20 protein-coding genes are annotated in these 21,365 nt (G+C 69.4%); 15 read left to right on the top strand and 5 right to left on the bottom strand.

Annotated elements, in window-relative coordinates:
• Window positions 1-2 precede the first annotated feature (2 nt).
• Complete coding sequence (locus ACFW0G_RS13770; RefSeq protein ID WP_378325468.1) at window positions 3-914, bottom strand: LysR family transcriptional regulator; 912 nt, start codon at window positions 912-914, stop codon at window positions 3-5.
• Between the two features lie 74 nt (window positions 915-988).
• On the opposite strand from ACFW0G_RS13770, the gene ACFW0G_RS13765 reads away from it, so the two are divergent.
• The 8 genes from ACFW0G_RS13765 (at window position 989) to ACFW0G_RS13730 (ending at window position 8,955) form a co-directional block, all read left to right on the top strand.
• Window positions 989-1,933 carry a DMT family transporter gene (locus ACFW0G_RS13765; RefSeq protein ID WP_378325467.1) on the top strand — a complete coding sequence of 315 codons (945 nt, stop codon included), beginning with the start codon at window positions 989-991 and terminating at the stop codon, window positions 1,931-1,933.
• Between the two features lie 238 nt (window positions 1,934-2,171).
• Window positions 2,172-3,116 carry a helix-turn-helix domain-containing protein gene (locus ACFW0G_RS13760; protein WP_378325466.1) on the top strand — a complete coding sequence of 315 codons (945 nt, stop codon included), beginning with the start codon at window positions 2,172-2,174 and terminating at the stop codon, window positions 3,114-3,116.
• Window positions 3,117-3,190: 74 nt separating this feature from the next.
• The gene (locus ACFW0G_RS13755) at window positions 3,191-3,958 is read left to right on the top strand and encodes a MoaF C-terminal domain-containing protein (RefSeq protein ID WP_378325464.1); all 768 of its coding nucleotides are present in this window, start codon (window positions 3,191-3,193) and stop codon (window positions 3,956-3,958) included.
• A gap of 25 nt (window positions 3,959-3,983) precedes the next feature.
• Window positions 3,984-4,370, top strand: a complete 387-nt coding sequence (locus ACFW0G_RS13750; protein ID WP_378325463.1) for a nuclear transport factor 2 family protein — start codon at window positions 3,984-3,986, stop codon at window positions 4,368-4,370.
• A 105-nt stretch (window positions 4,371-4,475) separates the two neighbouring features.
• Window positions 4,476-5,654 carry an ABC transporter substrate-binding protein gene (locus ACFW0G_RS13745; RefSeq protein ID WP_378325462.1) on the top strand — a complete coding sequence of 393 codons (1,179 nt, stop codon included), beginning with the start codon at window positions 4,476-4,478 and terminating at the stop codon, window positions 5,652-5,654.
• 28 nt (window positions 5,655-5,682) lie between these two features.
• On the top strand, window positions 5,683-6,543 hold the full coding sequence (locus tag ACFW0G_RS13740; protein ID WP_378325461.1) for a branched-chain amino acid ABC transporter permease: 861 nt from the start codon (window positions 5,683-5,685) through the stop codon (window positions 6,541-6,543).
• Window positions 6,530-8,263 (top strand): ATP-binding cassette domain-containing protein, encoded by a 1,734-nt coding sequence (locus ACFW0G_RS13735; protein ID WP_378325459.1) that lies wholly within the window; start codon window positions 6,530-6,532, stop codon window positions 8,261-8,263. Before ACFW0G_RS13740 ends, ACFW0G_RS13735 begins: the two co-directional genes overlap by 14 nt.
• Window positions 8,260-8,955, top strand: coding sequence for an ABC transporter ATP-binding protein (locus ACFW0G_RS13730; protein ID WP_378325458.1), 696 nt, complete (start codon window positions 8,260-8,262; stop codon window positions 8,953-8,955). Before ACFW0G_RS13735 ends, ACFW0G_RS13730 begins: the two co-directional genes overlap by 4 nt.
• A gap of 80 nt (window positions 8,956-9,035) precedes the next feature.
• Here the strand turns inward: ACFW0G_RS13730 and ACFW0G_RS13725 are convergent, their stop codons facing one another.
• Window positions 9,036-9,842 carry an SDR family NAD(P)-dependent oxidoreductase gene (locus ACFW0G_RS13725; RefSeq protein ID WP_378325457.1) on the bottom strand — a complete coding sequence of 269 codons (807 nt, stop codon included), beginning with the start codon at window positions 9,840-9,842 and terminating at the stop codon, window positions 9,036-9,038.
• A gap of 64 nt (window positions 9,843-9,906) precedes the next feature.
• Window positions 9,907-10,623 carry an SDR family NAD(P)-dependent oxidoreductase gene (locus ACFW0G_RS13720; protein WP_378325456.1) on the bottom strand — a complete coding sequence of 239 codons (717 nt, stop codon included), beginning with the start codon at window positions 10,621-10,623 and terminating at the stop codon, window positions 9,907-9,909.
• 152 nt (window positions 10,624-10,775) lie between these two features.
• Between ACFW0G_RS13720 and ACFW0G_RS13715 the strand changes: the two genes are divergently transcribed.
• The 3 genes from ACFW0G_RS13715 to ACFW0G_RS13705 all read left to right on the top strand — a co-directional run bounded on the left by ACFW0G_RS13715 (window position 10,776) and on the right by ACFW0G_RS13705 (window position 13,865).
• The gene (locus ACFW0G_RS13715) at window positions 10,776-11,573 is read left to right on the top strand and encodes a molybdenum cofactor biosynthesis F family protein (RefSeq protein ID WP_378325455.1); all 798 of its coding nucleotides are present in this window, start codon (window positions 10,776-10,778) and stop codon (window positions 11,571-11,573) included.
• 3 nt (window positions 11,574-11,576) lie between these two features.
• The gene (locus ACFW0G_RS13710; protein WP_378325454.1) at window positions 11,577-13,208 is read left to right on the top strand and encodes an amidohydrolase; all 1,632 of its coding nucleotides are present in this window, start codon (window positions 11,577-11,579) and stop codon (window positions 13,206-13,208) included.
• A gap of 69 nt (window positions 13,209-13,277) precedes the next feature.
• Window positions 13,278-13,865 (top strand): TetR/AcrR family transcriptional regulator, encoded by a 588-nt coding sequence (locus ACFW0G_RS13705; protein ID WP_378325453.1) that lies wholly within the window; start codon window positions 13,278-13,280, stop codon window positions 13,863-13,865.
• Between the two features lie 10 nt (window positions 13,866-13,875).
• On the opposite strand, the gene ACFW0G_RS13700 is transcribed toward ACFW0G_RS13705, so the two are convergent.
• Window positions 13,876-14,817, bottom strand: a complete 942-nt coding sequence (locus ACFW0G_RS13700) for an alpha/beta hydrolase (protein WP_378325452.1) — start codon at window positions 14,815-14,817, stop codon at window positions 13,876-13,878.
• On the bottom strand, window positions 14,814-15,800 hold the full coding sequence (locus ACFW0G_RS13695; protein ID WP_378325451.1) for a methyltransferase dimerization domain-containing protein: 987 nt from the start codon (window positions 15,798-15,800) through the stop codon (window positions 14,814-14,816). The genes ACFW0G_RS13700 and ACFW0G_RS13695 overlap by 4 nt, the downstream gene beginning before the upstream one ends.
• A gap of 331 nt (window positions 15,801-16,131) precedes the next feature.
• On the opposite strand from ACFW0G_RS13695, the gene ACFW0G_RS13690 reads away from it, so the two are divergent.
• The 4 genes from ACFW0G_RS13690 to ACFW0G_RS13675 are packed head-to-tail and all read left to right on the top strand — an operon-like array spanning window position 16,132 to window position 21,345.
• Window positions 16,132-17,889, top strand: a complete 1,758-nt coding sequence (locus ACFW0G_RS13690; protein WP_378325450.1) for a dipeptide ABC transporter ATP-binding protein — start codon at window positions 16,132-16,134, stop codon at window positions 17,887-17,889.
• Window positions 17,886-19,487, top strand: coding sequence for an ABC transporter substrate-binding protein (locus ACFW0G_RS13685; protein WP_378325449.1), 1,602 nt, complete (start codon window positions 17,886-17,888; stop codon window positions 19,485-19,487). The genes ACFW0G_RS13690 and ACFW0G_RS13685 overlap by 4 nt, the downstream gene beginning before the upstream one ends.
• Entirely contained in the window at window positions 19,484-20,428 is a 945-nt protein-coding gene (locus ACFW0G_RS13680) for an ABC transporter permease (RefSeq protein ID WP_378325447.1), read from the top strand. The genes ACFW0G_RS13685 and ACFW0G_RS13680 overlap by 4 nt, the downstream gene beginning before the upstream one ends.
• Window positions 20,425-21,345, top strand: coding sequence for an ABC transporter permease (locus tag ACFW0G_RS13675; protein WP_378325446.1), 921 nt, complete (start codon window positions 20,425-20,427; stop codon window positions 21,343-21,345). The genes ACFW0G_RS13680 and ACFW0G_RS13675 overlap by 4 nt, the downstream gene beginning before the upstream one ends.
• The last annotated feature ends 20 nt before the right edge of the window (window positions 21,346-21,365 follow it).

Raw genomic sequence — 21,365 nt, 5'->3', positions numbered from 1 at the left:
GATCAGAGTTCCGGGGACCACACGGCGACCTGCTCCCGGAGCACGGCGACGAACGCGTCCACCGCCGGGGTGTTGACGCCCTCGACGGTGGCCACGCCGATGGTGCGGGTGATCGACGGCGCGGTGCGCAGGAACCGGACCCCGTCCGGCTGCGGATGCCGGGCCATCCGCGGGACCAGCGCGACGGCGAGCCCGGCGGCGACCAGCAGGAGGTGGGTGGTGTAGTCGAGCACGCAGTAGGGCACGTCCGCGCCGACGTTGTGCGCGCGCAGCGCGTGCACCAGCGCCTCGTGGGGATCGGTGCCGGGCGCGCAGCTCACCCAGGTCAGCCCGCCCAGCTCACCGAGCGGGATCGGCTCGCGGCGGTCGGCGAGCGGATGGCCCTCCGGGACGGCGAGGTGGACGTCCTCGCGGATCAGCTCGGTCAGGTGAATCCCCGGCGGATACCGCGACGGCCTGCTGGACCAGCTCTCGGTGAGGACCGCGTCGAGGTGACGCGATCGCAACGCGGGGATCATGTCGATGACCTCACCGTCCCGCAGCGCCGGGACCAGCCGGGGATGCCGGGCGGTCAGGGTGTGCAGCACGCGCGGGATCAGCGCGCGCAACGCGCTGGCTACCGCCCCGATGCGCAGCGGCCCGACGATCTGGCCGTGCAGGTTCGCCAGATCGCGCTCGGCCTCGGCGACCGTGCCCGCGACGTGCAGCGCCGTGTCGGCCAGCACCCGTCCTGCGGTGGTGAGCCGGATGCCCCTGCCGTCCGGCTCGACCAGCGGGCAGCGCACCTCGCGTTCCAGCTTGCGCACGTGCTGGGTCACCGCCGAACCGGTGATGTGCAGGGCCTCCGCCGCGCCGGAGATCGAGCCGTGCTCGGCGACGGCGGCGAACACGCGGAGCCGCTCCCAGACAATCATCTAAGCCATGCTAATCAGAAGTCCTCATAAATCATAACTAGTGCTGGTGAGTCCTGGTTGGCACCGTGGAGGACGTGGACACGACCTTCCCCCTGCCGAAGACCCGGCGGCCCGCCCTGCCCGCGCTGTCCGTCGTCGCGGGTGCGGTCTGCCTGTCCGGCTCCGCGACGTTCGTCAAGCTCGCGGACGTCAGCGCCGGGACCGCCGCGTTCCTCCGGTGCGCCATCGCCTTGGTGGTGCTGATCCCGCTGGCGTATGCCGAACTCCGGCGCGAGGGACCGCTGGGCGGCCCGTTGCTCGGCTGCGCCGCCGCGGCCGGCGTGTTCCTCGGGATCGACTACGTGCTCTGGACCGCCAGCATCCTCGACGTCGGGGCGGCCATCGCGACCGTGCTGATCACCGTCCAGGTCATCGTGTTCCCGTTGCTGGGCAAGGTGTTCGGCGGCACGCCGATCGCGCGCCGCTTCCTGGCCGCCGCCCCGCTGATGATCGCCGGGATCGCGCTGGCCAGCGGTGCGCTGGGGCACAGTGCCCAGGTGACGAACCCGGTGCGCGGCTCGATCATGGGCATCGCCGCCGGCGTCGCCTACTCCGGTTTCCTTTACCTGAACCGGGTTTCCGGACGGCGGAGCCCGCGCCACCTGGTGACGCCCATCGCGGTGGCGACCGCCGCCGCCACCGCGACCGCGGGGGTGATCGGCGCGAGCACCGGCGGCATCAGCCTCTCGCTGGACGCGGCGTCGTGGGGCTGGATGATCGCGCTCGCCCTGCTCGGCCAGGTCGCCGCGTGGCTGTTCGTCAGCACGGGAACCGCCCGGCTGCTGCCGAACACCGCCGCCGCGCTGCTCACGCTGCAGCCGGTGCTGGCCATCGGGTTCGGCCTGGTGGTGCTGGGCGAAACGCCGACCGCCGCCCAGCTCGCCGGATGCGTCGTGGTGATCCTGGCCGTCTGGTTCGCCAATCGCACACCCCGGACTCGGGAGCGGAAGCCCGAGCCCCAGCTGAGCGGGCATCGGTAACTCCCGCGCCACTGTCCTTTGTGGATACAAAGTGCTGAAGGACGCCTTCGGTGCACCTACCGCGCCGAAGGACGCCTTCAGTGCACTCAGCGCGCTGAAAGCGTCCTTCAGCACCCGGCCCTGGCACGCGACACCGCGACGACCGGTGTAACGGGGGTACGGCCGAGACGGTTGCCTGGCAAGATCGTATCGCTTATCGTATACGAAATTGCTTCCTCTCGGTGCTGCGAGGTAAGTCGTGACCGTCGCCCTTCACCCGTCCACCACGCTGGTCGCGCGGGATTTCACCGACTTCCGCACGGCGGTGTCCCAGTCGTTCGTCCCACTGCACGTCACCAGCCCGCACCACGACCACTTCCGCGGCCGGATCCGGTCCGGTGGCGCGGACGACGTCCAGTTCTCCGAGATCACCGCCTCCGCGCACAACGTCGAGCGCACCCCGGAGCTCATCGCCAGGGCCGACCGGCGCTACTACAAGCTCAGTCTCATCCTCGCCGGGACCGGGCTGCTCGTGCAGGACGACCGGCAGGCCGTGCTGCAGCCCGGCGACGTCGCGCTCTACGACACCCACCGGCCGTATTCCCTGGTGTTCGAGGAGGATTTCCGCACGCTCGTGGTGATGTTCCCGCAGCGGCTGCTCGACCTGCCCGCCGAACTGGTCGGCCAGCTGACCGCCGTGCGGATGTCCGGCCGCGAAGGCGTCGGCAACGTCGTCGTGCCGTTCCTCGCCCAGCTCGGCACGAACCTCGACCAGCTGGCCGGTCCCGCCGGGGTGCGCCTCGCACACAGCGCGGTGGACCTGCTGGCCACGATGTTCGCCGCCGAACTCGACCTGGCGCGCACCACGGCCGACCCGCATTACGAGCTGATGCGGCGGATCCGCGCGTACGTCGACGCGAACCTGTCCTCGCCCGAACTCGGCCCGGCGCAGATCGCCGCCGAGCACTACATCTCGACCCGCCATCTGCACGGGCTGTTCCAGGAACAGGGCACCACCGTATCGGGCTGGATCCGCACCCGGCGTCTGGAGCACTGCCGCCGCGAGCTGCTCGATCCGGTGCACTCGACCCGCCCGGTCGCGGCCATCGCCGCGAAATGGGGGTTCGTCGACGCCGCCCATTTCAGCCGCGTGTTCAAGGCCGCCTACGGCCGCTCGCCGAGCGAACTGCGCGCCGCGGGTTGACCGAGAGCGACCGGTCCTTGCCCTCCAGTGCGTGATCGCTGGCCGTCCCCCGGCGCGGCGCCGAGGATGAGGCCATGTCCGAAACACCGGAAGAACAGTGGCGCACCTATGACGAGTTCGCCGCCGGGATAGCCACCTACCGCCTGCCGAACGCGGACCTCACCGGCCGCGAACTCACCGTCACGCTCGACGACGACACGAAACTCGAGCTGCGTTTCGAGGACGCCGAGCACGTCGTCTGCAACGGGGTCAAGGATCCCTATGACGCGGTCGCGGTGCGCGAAGACGTCTTCTTCGTCAACCTGCCGTTCGCCAGCGTCGAAGGCGAAGCACTCACGGTGATCTTCTCGACCACCACCCACCGCGCGCTCGCGATCCGGTCGGTCATCGGAACCGAGGACGTCGAGGGTGTGCCCCGCGTGTCGCAGACGTTCCGCGCGGGCACCACCGACGGCGGCACGCCGTCCGGTGCCGTGCCGGGCCCGTCCCGCGACCTGATCGGCAAGCGCAACATCTACCGCTACAGCCCGAACCATCTCTACGAGCACGTCTACGTCTCCTCGCAGCGCTACGCCTGGCAGTGTCTCGAAGGCGTGCAACGCGGTCACGGCGACATGGACCTGTCCACGGTCTGGAAGTTCGCCGACGGCCTCTACCTGTTCTGCTTCCGCGAATTCCGCATCGCCGTGGCCAGCGTCTGGCTGCACGACCTCGGCTACGCGCTCAAGACCACCGGCGTGTTCCTCGGCATCACCGGCGACGGCCGCTCCGAACATTCCCGCGCCGGCGGCCACATCTACCCGCTCGGTTCCGTCAGTTACCCCGACGCCCAACCCGTCTAGCCCAGCCCGTCTGAAGGAGAACCCAGTGTCCAATCTGGACGTCATCACCGCGCACTACGCCGCCAGCGACCGCGGCGATCTCGAGGGCATGCTGGCGCCGCTCGGGCCGGGGACCACCTGGACCGAGGCCGCCGGTTTCCCTTACGGCGGAACGTACACCGGCCCCGACGAAGTCAAGAAGAACGTCTTCGAGGCGATCGGCAGGGACTGGGAGGGCTACACGTTCACCTTGGCGGAACTGCACGACGCCGGGGACACGATCATCGGCCTCGGAACCTACACCGGTACGCACCGCAAATCCGGTCAGTCGTTCACCGCGCGGGTCGCGCACGTGTGGAAGTTCGACGGCGGCGAGCTGGCCAGTTTCGAGCAGATCGTGGACTCCGTGCCGGTGGTCGCCGCGACGGCGTGAGCCCGTGCCGCACCGGACAACACCCGTGCCCGCAGAGACAAGGCGCGCCGCCGTGGCCGCTCGTAGGGTCCATCCACCTCGACTAGCCACAGGACGGGAACCGCCATGAGAAAGATCTTGGGCAGCCTGGCGTTCGCCACCGCTGTCGTGCTGTTCGCGGGGGGATGCGCCGGGACCGACGCCGGGACGAGCGGGCCGATCGTGGTCGGCTCGGTCAACGCGCTCAGCGGCGCCGCCACCTTCCCCGAATCGTCACAGGCCGCGAAGGCGGTGTTCGACGCGACCAACGCCGCGGGCGGGATCAACGGCCGGAAGATCGAGTACAAGGCGATCGACGACAAGGGCGACCCGGCGGCGGCCGCCGCCGCGGCCCGCGAACTCGTCGGCGGTGACAAGGCAGTCGCGCTGGCGGGCTCGTCCAGCCTCATCGAGTGCCAGATCAACGCGAAGTACTACGAGCAGCAGAAGATCCTTTCGGTCCCGGGGATCGGCGTCGACCCGGCGTGCTTCACCAGCCCCAACATCTCCCCCGCCAACGTCGGCCCGTTCCACGACATGACGCTGACGCTGCTGTACGGGTCCGAAGTGCTGAAGCTGAACGACATCTGCGCGTTGCTGGAGATCGCGGGCAACACGCTGCCCTCGTACCAGGCGGCCATCGACGAATGGTCGGCGATCACCGGCAAGAAGCTCAAGTACGTCGACGCGACCGTGCCCTACGGCGGCTCCGACTACACCTCCTACGTCGTCAAGGCGCGGGCCGCGGGCTGCAAGGCGATCACCGTCAACCCCGTCGAACCCGATTCGATCGGCCAGCTCAAGGCCGCGCAGGCACAGGGCTGGAACGACGTCACGTGGCTGCTGCTGACCAGCGTCTACAGCGAAAACTACGCCAAGGCGGTCCAGAACGCGGGCGCGGGCGTCTACGTCCCCGCGGAGTTCTACCCGTTCACCGACGCGGCCAGCCCGCAGAACAAGGAATGGCGCGACCTGATGACGAAGGGCGGCATCCCGCTCACCTCGTTCAGTCAGGGCGGCTATCTCGCGGCGAAGTACTTCGTCGCGGTGCTCAAGGGCATCAAGGGTGACATCAACCGCGAGAGCGTCACCAAGGCACTGCACGAAATGCAGCCGATCGTCGATCCGATGGTCGGGACGCCGTACGTGTTCGGGACCGGCAAGACCCATCACGACAACACCGCGGGCTGGCCGGTCAAACTCGCTTCCGGCGCGGGCAAATGGGAACTGGCCGCGAACGACTGGCTGCACATCCCCAAGAAGTAGAGCCCGAAAGAAGTAGAGGAGTATCCCGATGCTGCAGGGAGCGCTGGCAGGCCTGGCCGCCGGCGGGCTGTACGCGGTGCTGGCGGTGTGCCTGACCCTGATGTCCCGGCTGGTCCGGGTGGTCAACTTCGCGCAGGCGGCGACCGCGATGTTCGGCTCGTACGTCGCGGTCTACCTGGCCGTCCACATCGGACTCCCGGTGTGGCTGGCGACGGTCGTGGGCATCCTGCTCGGCGGTGCGCTGAGCGCGCTGCTCGGCTGGGTGATCTCGACCTGGCTCGCCGAGGCGGACACCGGAACGCGTTCGGCGGTGACCGTCGCGGTGCTCCTGCTGCTCATTTCGCTGTCGTTCATCCTGTTCGGCAACAAGCCCCAGCCGTTCCAGCCGATCCTCGCCGGCCCTGCCTTCGAGGTCGGCGGAGTGGTGGTCAGCCAGGTCACCGTGGTCACTGTCGGGCTGGCGGTGCTGGTCTCGCTGGGCTGCCGGGCGGTGCTGACGCGGACGTCGGCGGGTGTCGCGTTGCGTGCCCTGTCGGAGCGGCCGACGACGGCGGAGTTGCTGGGCATCCCGGCGAAACCGCTCAGTGTCGCGGTCTGGGCGGTCACCGGGCTGATCAGCACGCTGATGATCTCGATCGTCGCGCCGTCGCAGTCCAACGACGCGACGTCGCTGGCGATGCTGGTCGTCCCGTCCGCCGCCGCGGCCCTGCTGGGCGGGTTCCGGCGGCTGGATCTCGCGGTGATCGGCGGGCTGGTGCTCGGCATGCTGCAAGGCGCGCTGGCCCAGTCCGACAGCCTTTCGATCGCGCGGTACTTCCTGCCCTTCGTCGTCATCGCCGGACTGCTGCTGTGGTCGCAGCGCAAGGAGGTGTGGGATGCCGCTCGCTGATCGCCGGACGCTTCCCCGGTTGGGAATCCCCCTGCTCGTCGCCGTCGTCGCGGTGGCCGCGGGGTACGCGCTGAGTGTCGGGCTCGAAGGGTACTTCGTCTACCTCGGCATGAGCGCGGTCGTGGCCGCGATCGCGTTGCTCGGGCTCGGCGTCGTCACCGGCAGCGCCGGGATGATCTCCTTGTGCCAGCTGACTTTCGCCGCGGTCGGGGCCTGGGTGGTGTCCGCGCTCAACAAGGCGGAGGCGCCCGGCGGGTTCCTGGTGTGGCTGCTGCTGGGCGGCCTCGCCGCCGGGGCCGTCGGCGTGCTCGTCGGGCTTCCGGCGCTGCGGCTGCGCGGGATCAACCTCGCGGTCGTCACTCTCGGCCTCGCCGCTGCGGCGGATCTCACCCTGGTGCAGCTCCAGTTCCCCGGCGTGAGCGAGGGGATCTCGGTCATGCGGCCCGACGCGTTCTCCGACGACCGCGCCTACTTCCTGCTCGGCGTGATCGTGCTGGTGCTGTGCTGTCTCGCGGTGTACTTCCTGCGCCGGGGCCGCTGGGGCAGCGGCTGGCAGGCGGTGGCGTTCTCCGAACGCGGCACGGCCGCGGCGGGGGCCAGCGTGCGGACGTCGAAGCTGACGGCGTTCGCGGTGAGCGCGACGCTCGGCGGCATCAGCGGCGGGCTGCTCACCGGGCAGGTCGGCCTGGCGTTCCCGGCGAGCTTCACCTCCATCCAGTCGCTGGCGCTGTACGTGCTGGCGATCATGTCGGGCGCGCATCTGATCGACATGGCGGTGTTCGGCGCGGTGCTCTGGGTCGCCGTGCCGGAACTGCTCAAACGCTGGGGCGTGCCGCAGGACTGGGGCTATGTGGTGTTCGGCCTCCTCGGCATCCAGGCGCTCACCAGCGGCGGGAACCTCGGCACGGCGCTGCGGGAACTGTGGCACCGGCGCGCCAGGGCCCGCGACGGCAACGGGCATGTCGGGATCGAGCACCGCGACGTCGAGGCCGTTGGCGAGGCGCCGCCACCGGGCGATCCGGTACTGGTGGTGCGCGGATTGAGTGTCCGATTCGGACATGTCGACGCACTGTCCTCAGTAGACATAGCGGTTCCGGAGCACGGGATCCTCGGCGTGATCGGGCCCAACGGTGCCGGGAAGTCCACTTTGGTCGACGCGATCAGCGGCTTCCTCCCACAGGCGCAGGGCGCCGTCGAACTCGACGGCCGCCCGTTGACCGGCTCACCCACCCGCCGGGCGCGCGCGGGCCTGCGGCGGACGTTCCAGCAGGACCGGGTCCCGCCGGGGCTGACCGTCGAGTCCTATGTCCGGTTCGTGGCACGACGGCGGCTGGCCGCGGCGGAGATCGCCGACGCGCTGGAGTTCTTCGGCTGTCCCGCCGCCCGCACCCCACTGTCCCGAGTGGACGTCGGCGCGCGGCGGCTGGTCGAGGTCGTCGGCCATCTGCTGGCCGGTCCGCGCATCCTCCTGCTCGACGAACCCGCCGCGGGACTGCCGCACGAGGAACACGTCGCGTTCGGGGAACGGCTGCGGCGGGTGCCCGCCCGGTTCGGCGTGTCGTTGCTGCTCATCGAGCACGACCTGGACCTGGTGCGGTCGGTCTGCGACACGATCACCGTGCTCGACTTCGGCCAGGTGCTGGCGACCGGCCCGCAGGCCGAGGTGCTGGCCGATCCCGCGGTGCTCAAGGCATACATGGGCGAAACGGAGCTGCTGTGAACGCGTTGCGAGTGGCGGGCTTGACGGTCTCGCGCGGGGCGGGCCCGGTGATCAGGGACGTCGGCTTCGAGCTGGCGCCCGGCCGGATCACCGCGCTCGTCGGGCCGAACGGAGCCGGGAAGACGAGCCTGCTGGAGGCGGTGTCCGGGGTGATCCCGGCGGCGCGCGGAAGTGTCCACATCGGACACACCGAGATCACGAAGCACTCGCGAGTGGCGCGTGCGCGGCTCGGGCTCGCGCACATCGAGCAGGGCCGCGCGGTGTTCGGCGGGCTCACCGTGCTGGAGAACCTCCGGTTGACGGCGCGCACCAGGGCGCGGGTCGACGAGGTCCTGGAGTTGTTCCCGGAGCTGGAAAAACGCCGCGACTCCCCCGCCGCGCTGCTGTCCGGCGGGGAACAGCAGATGGTGGTGCTGGCCCGCGCTTTCGCCGCGCGGCCGGCGTTCCTGCTGATCGACGAGATGTCGCTCGGCCTCGCGCCGGTGGTGTTCACCCGCCTGCTCCCGGTCATCACCCGGTTCGCTTCCGACGGGGCGGCTATTCTGCTCGTCGAGCAGTTCACGCATCTGGCACTGGGCGTCGCGCAGGACGCCGTCGTGGTGTCGTCGGGCCGGGTCACCTTCTCCGGCGAGGCACGCACCCTGCTGGACTCCCCCGACACCCTGCACACCGCCTACCTCGGCGAATCCTGACCCCGCACCTCTCAAGCGCCCCATTGTGGCATTGGGTGCATCCAACGCACCGAACGCCACATTGGGGCGCATGACCGCGCCTACGAACCCATGCCCGCGCGTTCGAAGGCCAGGGTGGGCAGGTCGACCGCGTGGGCGCCGCCGTCGGCGACCAGCACCGCGCCGGTGATGTACGACGACTCCGACGAACCCAGGAAGCGGACGATGGACGCGATCTCGTCCGGCTCGGCGGGCCGTCGCAGCGGGACCTCGGCGGTGACCCGGCGATAGCCCTCGTCGTGACCGCCGGTGAATCCGGCCGCCTCGGCGAACTGGTCCATCTCGCCGTCGGCCATCGGGGTGCGGACCCAGCCGGGACACACAGCGTTGGCGCGGACACCGCGGGGGCCGTAGTCCCGGGCGATCGACCGGGTGAGCCCGATGAGCGCGTGCTTCGCGACGGTGTACCCCGCGACGTTCGGCCCGGCGAACAGGCCGGCCAGTGACGACACGATCACCACCTGTCCCCCGGTCTCCACCAGCGACGGCAACGTCGCCCGGCAGAACACGAACGCGCTCGACAGGTTCGAGCGCAGCGCGAGCTCCCATTCCTCGTCGCCGGTGTCGACCACCGACGAAAGGCCATGCCCGCCCGCGTTCGCGACCACGACGTCCAGCCGCCCGAACCGGCCGATGATCTCCGCCACCGCGTTCTCCGCGTCCGAAGCCACACTCGCGTCGCAGGAGATGACGTGCGCGCCGGTCTCGGCCGCCACCTTCTCCAGCGGTTCGCGCCGCCGTCCGAGGACCACGACGTTCGCGCCCTCGGCCGCGTACCGCCGGGCCACCGCCGCGCCGATGCCCGTGCCGCCGCCGGTGATCGCGACGACCTTGCTCTCTGTACCCACCGTGAAGGTCCTTTCCTTGTCCTGAAACGAAGTCCTAAGCGGGCTGTGTCTACGCAGGCTGTGTCTACGCCGGAAAACCGGATCGCGCCGACACCCCGAAGTCGGCGAGCACCGCCTGGCCGTTGACCGTCCGCGACCGCGCGGAGGCCAGGTACAGCACGTGCTGCGCGACGTCCTCGACCGCCTGCACGGGAAACACCGGATCGTCCAGCACCGCGCCGAGATCGCCGCGGGCCATCGGGGTGTCCACCACCGACGGGCACACGCAGTTCACCCGCACGCCGCCCCACTCGACGGACAGGGCCCTGGTCAACGCGACCACGGCGCCCTTCGACGCGCAATAGGGCACCATGCCCGGCGCGCACACGAACGCGGAGTCGCTCGCGAGGAACACCACGGACGCGCCGGGCGAAAGCCACGGGCGCGCGTGCTTGGCCAGCAGGAACTGCCCGGTCACGTTCACCGACAGCACCGTCGTGAAGTCCTCGACCGTGGTCTCGGCCAGCGGCTTGCCGACCGGGCCGGAGACCCCGGCGCAGCCGACGACGACGTCGAGGCCGCCGAACCGGCGCGCGACCGTGGCGACCGCCGCGCCGAGCCTCGGTTCGTCCGTGACGTCGGCCCGCACCGCCACGACGTCGCCGTCCAGCAGTGGAACCGACGCGCGGTCGACCAGCCCGACCCGGGCGCCCTCGGCGAGGAACGCCCGCGCGCAGGCCAGTCCGATTCCCGAGGCCGCGCCGGTCACCAGTACCGCCTTGCCCGCCAGATCCAGTCGCATGCCGTCATCCTCGATCCCCGTGCCGCCGCGCGGGTTGGCCGCGAGCGCATCCCTCTTGACCGATACCGCACGACGCCGTCCGCCCCGTTCCACCCGCCGGGAAATCGGGCGAAACTACCCCCGACGAGACTCCGACCACTGAGGACGAGCCGATGCCCGAGACCGCGCTGAACCTGTCCGACACCTCGACCTGGCTGCCGCTGGACGGCCTGGCCCCCGGATTCGACGCGAACAAGGCCCCCACCGTCGGTGACCTGCACGGCCGCTCGTTCGTGCTCCACTGCGCGGACGGCACGACGTTCTCGGCGAAGTTCACCGGTGCCCGTATCGAGTGGAGCCACGGCGCGTCCGGGACCGACGACTGCGAGACGTTCCTCGTCGACGACGACCTGTACTACGTCCAGTTCCATCCCCGGACCCGGCAGGAGCGGGCCTACACCGTGTTCCTCGACCTGCGTCAGGGCCGGGCGCTCGTCGTGGTCACCGAGATCGGCGACGGCCTCCCGCGCGTCGGGCAGACGTTCCTGCCCGCCACCATCGAGGGCCTCGAAGCGCGAGGCGAACAGATCGCGCCGAGCACGTCGCTCGTCGGCAGGCGAGTGATGTGGGTGTACAGCGCCGCCCACGCCTACGAGCACGTCTACCTCAGCCCGCACTGGTACACCTGGCAGTGCCTCGCCGGACCGGAGAAGGGCCTCGCCGACACCGACGAGAACTCCGTCTACCAGCTGCGGCCGGGCATCTACGTCTTCACGTGGCGGGAGAAGGTGATCCCGTGCGCCTCGGTCACCGTCGCCGACCACCGCGACGTCCGCGCGCTGCGTTCGCACGGTGTCCTCTTCGGACTCGACGCGACCGGCCGGACTCCCACCCACTTCACCTTCGGCGCCCACGGCAGGCTGCTGAGCACGACCGTGCACCCCGCGCCCTACGACCCGGCCGGGGACTGAACCATGGCGGCCGACCTGATCCTCACCAACGCGACGGTGTACACAGTGGACACCGCGCGGCCGTGGGCGTCCTCGCTGGCCGTCGAGGACGGGAAGGTGCTCGCCCTCGAAGACGTCGACCGTGGACCGAAAACCGAAGTGCTCGACCTCGGCGGGGCGTTCGTCATGCCCGGGTTCGTCGACGTCCACAACCACCACGCGCTCGCCGGGCGCGCCGCGCTGTTCGAACTCACCTTCGGCGGGGACGCCGGTTTCGAGGACATCCTCGCCGCCGTCCGCGATCGGGCCCGCGGTCTCGGCCGTGACGAGTGGGTGATCGGCGGCGCGTGGGCGTCCACTTTGGTCAGTACGCTGTCGCAGCACTCCGCCCGGCTCGCGCTCGACGAAGCCGCGGGCGGCCGTCCCGTCGTCCTCTCCGACGACAGCAGGCACAACCGCTGGGTCAGCAGCCGGGCACTGGAACTGGCCGGGATCACATCGTCCACAGTGGACCCGACGAGCGGAGTCATCGTCCGCGACCAGGACGGGACACCGACCGGTGTCCTGCTCGAAGCGGCGGGCATGCTCGTCGAACGGGAGCAGCGGGAGAACAGCGCGTTGAGCGCGGAACAGCACGCGCGCGCCTCCCGCCACGGAATCGAGATCCTGCATTCGTACGGTGTCACGGCGTTCCAGGACGCCGGGGTCTCCGTCGACATCATGGCCGCGCTGAAGACGCTGGACGACGCGGGCGAGCTCGACGCGTGGGTGGTGTCCTCACTGCTGGTGAACGACCCGATCTTCGGCGTCGACCCGATCGGGCGCCCGCTGATCGAGGTCCGCGAGCGCTATCGCACCGAGCATCACCGGCCGGACTTCGTCAAGATCTTCCTCGACGGGGTGCCGCCGACCCGCACCGCGGCCTTCCTGGAGCCGTACCGGCCGGACGAGGTCCACGGGGCGTGTTTCCACGGCGCGACCACGATGACCCCACCGGAACTGGAGGGGTGGCTGCGCACGGCGGCCGAGGCCGGGCTGTCGGCGAAGATCCACTGCACCGGGGACGCCTCCGTACGCGCGACGCTCGACGCCGTCGAAAAGGTCCGCGCCGAAGGCTACCCGGACACCAAGTTCCAGGTCGCGCACGGCCAGTTCGTGCACCCGGACGACATCCCGCGTTTCGCCGAGCTGGGCGTCGCCGCGGACATCTCGCCGTTCCTGTGGGTGCCCGGGGTCATCCCGTCCGCGATCGCCGGCGTCCTGCCCGCCGAGCGGGCCGAGCGGATGCAGCCCAACCGGTCGCTGCTGGACCGGGGCGCGCTGGTCGCGGGCGGCTCGGACTGGCCGGTCAGCGAATCGCCCGACGCCTGGGAGGGCATCGAGGGCCTGGTCACCCGGCAGGATCCGAGCGGGGCCTTCCCCGGTGCGCTGTGGCCGGAGCAGGCCATCACGCTCAGTGAGGCCATCGAGGTGTTCACCCTCGGCGCGGCCAGGGCGTGCGGCCTCGACGACGTCACCGGATCCTTGACACCGGGGAAGTCCGCCGACTTCCTCGTGCTGGACCGGGACCCCTTCCGGACCACGGCTGGGGCGCTCGCCACCACGAAGGTGGCCGAGACGTGGTTCGCCGGGCGCCGGGTGTTCAGGCGCGGCTGAGCACCCGGCGCACTACCGGCCGATACTTTCTCCTACACTGGTAGACAAACCAGTGCGGGAGGTGCCGCGATGCCGAAGATCATCGACCACGACCAGCGACGAAGCGACATCGTCGACGTGACGTGGGACCTGATCATCCAGGGCGGGATCGAAGCCGCCACGATGCGGGAGATCGCCGCCGCGGCGGGCTTCGCCAACGGTGCGCTCAAGCACTACTTCCCCAGCAAGGAAGACATCATCGAGGCCACCTACGTACGGGCGCTGGACATGATGCGCGAATACGTCGAACTGGACGGCCTGCGCGGGCTCGCCGCGCTGCGCGAGCTGTGCGTGTCCTCGATGCCGATCGACGCCGAGCGCATCACCGCGGGCCGGGTGCTGCTGACCTTCTGGCAGATGTCGCTGTCGAACCGGAAGCTGCACGACAAGTACCTGGAGCACATCCGCTCGTGGCGGGGCCTGCTGCACCGCTATATCACCGAGGGCCGCGAGGACGGCGACATCGTCACCGAGACCCCGGACGAGCAACTGGTCGACGAGGTCGTGCTGCTCAACGCCGGCGCCAACGTGATGAGCCTGGTCGCCGGGGAGTTCTCCACGGTCCCGCTGCAGCACCGGCACCTGGAGTCCTTTTTGGACCGCTTGACCCGCCCCTGAGGTTCCCGGCTCAGGAGAAGACCTCTCGGAGGAAGGCAGCGGCCTGGGCGTGTGAGCGTGGTGACGCCGGGAGGTCCGTGTACAGGCCGTAGAAGCCGTGGATCTGCCCGGTGTAGCGAGTCAGTTCCACCGGGACACCGGCGTCGGCGAGGCGGCGGGCGAACTCCTCGCCCTCGTCGCGCAGGACGTCGTATTCCGCGGTCAGCACCAGCGCCGGGGGCAGGCCGCCGAGGTCGGAAGCGCGCAACGGCAGCACGTACGGGTCGTTCAGCTGCGCCGGATCGGTGACGTACTGCGCGAAGAAGAACCGCATCGCCGCGGCGGTCATCCCGAAGCCTTCCGCGCAGTCCACATAGGACGCGAAGCCGTCGTCGGGATGGCCGTAGACCGGGCAGATCAGCACCTGCGCGGCGATCGGCGGGCCGCCGCCGTCGCGGGACATCATCGAGACCACTGTGGACAGATTGCCCCCGGCGCTCTCCCCGCCCACCGCGATCCGGGAACCATCCACAGTGGATCCGGCACCTCCGGCGTGCAGCCACTCGACGACGGCATAACAGTCCTGCGGCGCCGCGGGGTAAGGATTTTCCGGCGCGAGCCGGTAGTCCACCGCGACGACGGCGACTTTCGCCGCGTTGCACACCGCCCGCGAGGCGACGTCGTTCTCGTCGATGGAGCCGATCGTCCAGCCGCCGCCGTGGATCCACACGAACACCGGCACCGGCCCGTCCGATTCCGGCAGGTACAGCCGGACCCGGACGTCTCCGCCGGGGCCGGGCACCTGATGCTCGGTCACCGACTCGACCGCCTCGACCGAGGCAGGACGAGGCCAGGACGCGTCGAAGGCGGCACGCAGCTCCACCGCCGTGGGCGGCCTGGCGGGAGCGGCGGAGGAGGCCGATGCGCTGCGGGCGAGCAGCTCCCGGACCGCGGGATCGAGAGCCACGGTCATTCCGCCTTGGCCACGAGCACGCGAGGACTGCCCGGCAGGGTCAGCCGGTCCACCGGCCGCCAGCCCGCGCCCATGAGCCAGGCCCGCACCTCTGCCTCGGGGTACACCACGGTCCCGTCGATCACCAGGTACTCCCCCGCGTGCAACGCGTCGAGCGGCCGCTGGACCGCGTCGTCATCGAGGAAGAAATCGAGCAACAACAGGGTCGCGCCGGGCGCGGCGGCCGCACGAGCGCGGCGCAGGATCTCCGTGTTCTCCCTGGCGGTGAACCGGTGGACGACGTGGTTGACCATGACGAGGTCGAACTCCCCCGACGGCCGCGCTTCGGTGGCCGGCTCGCCCACCACGGTGCTTCGCCCGGCGAATCCGGCGTCGGCCACCGCGCGGGTGACCGGCTCGACCGACCGCGGGTCGAAGACGAACGTCGTGTGCAGTTTTTCGTTGACACGCATGGCTTCCAGCGCGAATTCGCTCGACAGCCCGCCGAGGTCGAGGAGTTTTTCGTGCGGCCCGTAGTCGAACGCGGCGGCCAGCATCCGGGCGTGTAGGGCGTTATACGTCATGACACCGGAGAGGAACGTGTCCCAGCGATCGCCCCCGACGTCGAGCTTGCCCGGCTCGCCGGTGTCGGCGGTGTGCTCGAACTGGAGCCAGTGCGGATAGCTGATCGAGTCGAGGAACGTCAGGAACGGTGAGAGGTCCAGACCGCCTCCGGCGAGGTACGCGGCGGCGTCGGCACCCAGCTCATAGCGGCCCTCAACGCGCGAGAGCAGGCCCAGCGAGGACATCGTGTCGCCGAGGATGCGGGCGATCTGCGCCGGTTTCCCGATCTTCGCGGCCAGCGCGGCGGCGTCGAGCGGGCCGTCCGCGAGCGCGGCGAACAAACCGATCCGGCTCGCGGCGAAGAGCTGTTTCGCCGCCATGTAGCCCACGGCGATGTCCACGATCCGGTCGGGACTGGCTGTTCTGGTTGACCCGGTCACGGTCACTCTCCTCAGGGTTGACTCGCCGGACACTCTACAACCGTAGACAAAAAAATCCAGGGTCGATTTTCCTCGCACAGCAAGCAAAACCGGGCGGAAATCGACTTCCTACATTTGTAGAATAAAACCATTGACACGACCGGTCACCGGTGTCAACATGCGTAGAACTACCCCTGCCGGAGCCGTTCGCCCGGCAGTCCGGCCCGTGCGACACGACGGGCACGAGGAAGGGGACTTACCAATGAGGCCGAAAGTAGGCCAACAAGGAGATCGGACAGACCTACGGGAACCGCCTACTTTCGGTCGGTTTGGTATCTACCAGCACAGCAGCATGACGCTGCTCGCGATCCGGGATCTCACAGTCGGCGTCGTCACCGACGATGTCGAACGTGAGCTCGTACGAGAGCTTTCCCTCGATCTCGCCGAGGGCCGCACGCTCTGTGTGGTGGGCGAGTCCGGCAGCGGGAAGACCGTGACGGCGCTGTCGATCATCCGGCTGCTCGAGTTCGTCGCGCCGGTCCGCACACGCGGAGAGATCACTGTGGACGGTGTGGACGTCACCACGCTGTCCGCTGAAGAAATGCGCGCTTACCGGGGGCCGCGGATCGGGATGATCTTCCAGGAGGCGCTCGATTCGCTCAACCCCGGGCAGCGCGTCGGGAAACAGCTGATCGAGGCGTACCGTAAACCCGGATCCGCGCCACGCCAGGCGGTCCGCCGCCGATCGCCGCTGCACCAGGAAGCCGACGCCAAGGCGCGGGGCCTGCTGGCGGAGGTCGGCCTGCCCGACGCCGACCGGACCATGGCGCTCTACCCGCATCAGATGTCCGGCGGCATGCAGCAGCGCGTGATGATCGCGCTGGCGCTGATGGCGGATCCGGACCTGCTCATCGCGGACGAGCCGACCACCGCTCTCGACGTCACCACCCAGGCCGAGATCCTCACGCTGCTCGACCGCGTCCGCCGCGACCACGGCATGGCGTGCGTGTTCATCACCCACGACATGGGCGTGGCCGCGCAGGTCGCCGACCGGATCGCGGTGATGTACCGCGGTTCCCTCGTCGAATCAGGGGCAGGAGAGGACATTCTGTTCCGAGCGAAGCACCCGTACACGCGCGCGTTGCTGAGCTGCGTTCCCCAGCTGGGCGTCAGCAGGCGTGACGGATTCCCGACGATCTCCGAGACCCTGCTCGAAGCCGCGATGACGGGGGAATCGACCACCGCCACGGAGACCAGGACGCTCTCCCCCCAACGTCCCGCCACCGAGGGCAAGGGCACGGTGCTCACCATCGACTCGGTGTCCAAAGTGTACGGACGACGTGGGCGGTTCTCCCTGAACCGCGAACCGGAAGTGCACGCGGTACGCGAAGTGTCACTCGAAATCGCGCCCGGCGAGTTCTTCGGGCTGGTCGGCGAATCCGGCTCCGGCAAGTCGACGCTGGGCCGTCTGGTGAGCGCACTGGAAACCCCGACGTCCGGAACGATCACCTTCGGCGAGCACCGCTGCACCGCCGACGGGCTGGACGGCGACGAACGCGCGTTCCGGCGGCGCACGCAGCTCATCTTCCAGGACCCGCAGAGTTCGCTCGATCCCCGCCACACCGCGGCCCGGATTATCGCCGAACCCTTGCGGGAACTCACTTCCCTGCGCGGCGCCGAACTCGAACGACGCGTGCGGGATCTGCTCGACGAGGTCGGCCTGCCCCGGGACACCGCCGGAAAACTGCCGTCCCAGCTGTCCGGCGGACAACGTCAGCGCGTCTCGATCGCCCGCGCCATCGCCGCCGAGCCGGAGCTCATCGTCGCCGACGAGCCGACCTCCGCGCTCGACGTCTCGGTGCAGGGCCAGGTGATGAACCTGCTGCTGGAACTGCGACGCACCCGCACTCTCAGCCTGCTGTTCATCACGCACAACCTGAGCCTGGTGCTCTCGGTGGCCGACCGCGTCGGGGTGATGTACCGCGGCGAGCTGATCGAGGTCGACACCCCGGACGCCGTCCGGCTCACCCCGCGTCACGAGTACACCCGCCGCCTGCTCGCGGCGAATCCCGAACTCCCCGTCCCCCACACAGGATCGCAGGGCTCATGACCTCCTCTCCCGTACGGCGGCGCACCGCCGTCCTCGCCGCGCTCGGTGCCACGAGCACCCTCCTGCTCACCTCGTGCATGGGCGACGCCCCGGGCGCGCAGTCCGCGGACGGCCCGCCGGTCCGCGGCGGCAACCTGACCGTCGCGGTGCCGACCGATCCGCAGTCGCTCGACATGGTCGCCAATCCCGGCCAGGTCACCGCGCACATCGGCAACATGATGTACGAGAAACTGTTCGAAGTGGACAAGACGTTCACCGCGCGGCCGATGCTCGCCGACAGCTTCACGACGAGCCCGGACAAGCTCACCTACACCTTCAAACTCCGGCAGGGCGTCACCTTCCAGGACGGCAACCCGCTCACCGCGAACGACGTGGTGGCCAGCCTGCAGCGCTGGGAAAAGGCCCACCGGACCGGGCAGCTGGTCGCCCCGGACATCGAGTCGGTCACCGGACCGGATCCGGCGACGGTGGTGATCAAGCTCAAGAAGCCACGCTATCCGCTGATCGACGAACTCGCCGGCGCGGGCACCGAGATCTACGAGGCGAAGAACCTCGAAGGCCTGCCCGCGACGGGGTTCGGGCAGGACAAGGCGATCGGCACCGGGCCGTACAAGCTCAAGAGCTGGGATATCGGCCAGCAGCTGGTGTTGCAGCGCTACGACGGCTACAAGTCACGGTCCGAAGAGGACTGGGGCGGACAGGCCGGCGCCAAGCACGCCTATCTCGACACCGTCACCTACAAGGTCGTCGCCGATCAGGACGCGCTGATCAACGGATTGCAGACCGGCCAGTGGGACCATGCGATGCCGACCAACGACCAGTACGAAATCCTCAAGAAGAATCCGGGCGTCGTGGTGCACAACCTGCCGGGTGGCAACGAGAACGTCATCATCCCGAACTTCAACCCCGGCTCCCGCTTCGCCGATCCGCGGGCGCGGGAGGCGCTGAACCTGCTGCTCGACAAGCCCGCGATCAACGCCGCGACCGGGGGCAGCAAGGAACTCACCGTCGAGACCGGCGCGTTCGCTTCCCCCGACAACAAGGCGTTCTATTCGACCGTCGGCGACGACGTCTACCGGCGGCACGATCCGGCGCGGGCCAAGCAGCTGCTGGCCGAGGCCGGAGTCACCGCCGGGACGCCGATCCGCATCGTCACCAGCAACTCCTACCCCGAGTTCGCCAAATGGTCGGTGCTGATCCAGGATTCGCTGTCCAAGATCGGGCTGACCGCCAAGATCGACACCTACGACTTCGCGACGATGCTCGGCACCCTGATGAAGGAGCCGGGTGGCTGGGACCTGACCACTCTGTTCTTCGATGCGGCACTGACCGCACCCGCGCAGATGCCCGCGCTCACCCTCGGCACGCTCAACGGCTCGTCCTCTCCCGAGATGGACAAGCTGATGGCCGGCTACAACGCGTCGAACTCGCCCGAGCAGGCCAAGGCGGTGGTCGACAAGTTCCAGACGTTCACCTGGAAGCAGCTGTCGGTGATCACGTTGAGCCAGTCGAGGCTGTACGCGGCCTACACGCCCCGGGTGAAGGGATACGGCGACTTCTACCGCGTCTTCTGGAACACCTGGCTGGCGGCGTCATGACCGGAGTGCTGCTGCGCCGGCTGCGCGATCTCGTCCTCATCCTGGTGATCGTCGGCACGATGATGTTCTTCGTCATCCGGCTGATCCCCGGCGATCCGGCGCTGGCGATCCTCGGGCCGACGGCACGTCCGTCCGATGTGGACGCGCTGCGGGCGAGCATGGGCCTGGACGGGCCGCTGTGGCAGCAATACCTGAGCTGGGCGGGCCACGTCGTCCAAGGCGACTTCGGCACGTCGATCACCTATCACGCGCCGGTGCTGAAGGTGGTCGCCGAGCACATCCTCCCGACACTGACCCTGGCCGTGCTCTCGACCGTCATCAGTTTCCTGTTGTCGGTGGCGATCACCACCTGGCAGGCCGTGTCGCCGCGCAACCCGGTGGCGCGGGCGTTCGACCGGCTGTCCTCGCTCGGGATGGCCATGCCGGACTTCTGGATCTCGCTGGTACTCGTGCTGATCTTCTCGGTGACGCTCCGCTGGTTTCCCTCCAGCGGCTACCACAACCTGTTCACCGATCCGGTCGCCTCAGTGCCCGCACTCGTGCTGCCGCTGGCGGTGCTCGTCATCGGGCAGACGGCGTTGTTCGTGCTGACGCTGCGGGAAAGCCTGCTCGGCGAACTCCCCCTGGCGTACCTGCGCACCGCGCGCGTCAAGGGACTCTCGGAACGTCAGGTGCTGCTGAAACACGTGCTGCCGAACGCGATGATGCCGCTGATCACCCAGCTGGGCAGCAACTTCGCCATGCTGGTCGGCGGTATCGTGATCATCGAGTCGATCTTCGTGATCCCCGGCCTCGGCCATCTGCTCATGGGCGCGGTGTCGACCCGTGACTTCCCGCTCATCCAGGGCGTGACGTTGTTCGTCGCGGTGCTGTTCGTGCTGGTCAACATGCTGGTCGACCTGTCGTACGCGCTGCTCGACCCGAAGGTGCGTGTCTCGTGAGTGTCGCCCTCGTGGACAAGAGCGAATCCGTGCGTACCGCCCGCGCGCCAGGCCGTGTGGCCCGATTGTTCCGCCGCAACCGGGTCCTGGTCGTGTCGACCGCGCTGCTGGGCCTGATCGTGCTGGCGGTGCTCGTGCTGCCGGTGTTCCTGCCCAGTGTCAGCGCGACCGATCCGGTGCACCGGCTGCTGCCGCCGTCCGGCGCCCATCCGCTGGGGACCGACTCCTACGGCCGGGACGTGCTCGCGCGGCTGGTGTCCGGCGGCCGGGCCTCACTGGGGCTGTCCGCGCTGATCACCCTGTGCGCGGCGTTCTCCGGGATGGTGATCGGCCTGGTCAGCGGGTTCTACCCGCGGGCGGACGCGGTGCTGATGCGGCTGATGGACGCGTGGATGTCCTTCCCCGCGATCATTCTCGCGATGGCGCTCGCCGTGTCGCTCGGTGCGAGCATCTGGACCGAGCTGATCGCGCTGACGGTCATCTTCACCCCGTTCACCGCCCGGGTCGTGCGCAGCCGGGTGCTCGGGGTCGCCGGCCGGTCCTACATCGGCGCGGCCAGGGTGTCCGGGATGAGCCGGGGCAAGATCCTGCTGGTGCACGTGTTCCCGAACGTGCTGCCGCTCGCCCTGGTCCAGGTCGTCATCCTGTCGGCGGCCGCGATGCTGGTCGACGGGGCGATGAGCTTCCTCGGCCTCGGCATCGCGCCGCCGACCCCGACCTGGGGCAACATGATCGCCGAGGGCCGGTCGTACCTCGTCGTCGCGCCGTGGCTGGTCGTCGTGCCCGGCGTGACGATCATGCTGTGCGTGTTCCTGCTGAACCTCATCGGCTCGTCGCTGCGTGTCGCCGTCGACGCCCGCGCGCGGACGCTGTCCGAGCTACAACGCCTGCGCACCCGGCGCCGGGCACCCCGCTGAGTAAAGGAAGAAGGATTTCC

The organism is Amycolatopsis sp. NPDC058986 (assembly GCF_042741125.1).
Classification (GTDB): Bacteria; Actinomycetota; Actinomycetes; order Mycobacteriales; family Pseudonocardiaceae; genus Amycolatopsis.
Note: the sequence above shows the minus strand (reverse complement) of the source record. Positions and strands in the feature narration are given on the sequence as shown.

Coding starts and splice junctions, on each gene's coding strand:
- ACFW0G_RS13770 (WP_378325468.1), bottom strand. CDS start 914: ATGATTGTCTGGGAGCGGCTCCGCGTGTTCGCCGCCGTCGCCGAGCAC.
- ACFW0G_RS13755 (WP_378325464.1), top strand. CDS start 3,191: ATGTCCGAAACACCGGAAGAACAGTGGCGCACCTATGACGAGTTCGCC.
- ACFW0G_RS13745 (WP_378325462.1), top strand. CDS start 4,476: ATGAGAAAGATCTTGGGCAGCCTGGCGTTCGCCACCGCTGTCGTGCTG.
- ACFW0G_RS13740 (WP_378325461.1), top strand. CDS start 5,683: ATGCTGCAGGGAGCGCTGGCAGGCCTGGCCGCCGGCGGGCTGTACGCG.
- ACFW0G_RS13735 (WP_378325459.1), top strand. CDS start 6,530: ATGCCGCTCGCTGATCGCCGGACGCTTCCCCGGTTGGGAATCCCCCTG.
- ACFW0G_RS13720 (WP_378325456.1), bottom strand. CDS start 10,623: ATGCGACTGGATCTGGCGGGCAAGGCGGTACTGGTGACCGGCGCGGCC.
- ACFW0G_RS13715 (WP_378325455.1), top strand. CDS start 10,776: ATGCCCGAGACCGCGCTGAACCTGTCCGACACCTCGACCTGGCTGCCG.
- ACFW0G_RS13710 (WP_378325454.1), top strand. CDS start 11,577: ATGGCGGCCGACCTGATCCTCACCAACGCGACGGTGTACACAGTGGAC.
- ACFW0G_RS13705 (WP_378325453.1), top strand. CDS start 13,278: ATGCCGAAGATCATCGACCACGACCAGCGACGAAGCGACATCGTCGAC.
- ACFW0G_RS13700 (WP_378325452.1), bottom strand. CDS start 14,817: ATGACCGTGGCTCTCGATCCCGCGGTCCGGGAGCTGCTCGCCCGCAGC.
- ACFW0G_RS13690 (WP_378325450.1), top strand. CDS start 16,132: ATGACGCTGCTCGCGATCCGGGATCTCACAGTCGGCGTCGTCACCGAC.
- ACFW0G_RS13685 (WP_378325449.1), top strand. CDS start 17,886: ATGACCTCCTCTCCCGTACGGCGGCGCACCGCCGTCCTCGCCGCGCTC.
- ACFW0G_RS13680 (WP_378325447.1), top strand. CDS start 19,484: ATGACCGGAGTGCTGCTGCGCCGGCTGCGCGATCTCGTCCTCATCCTG.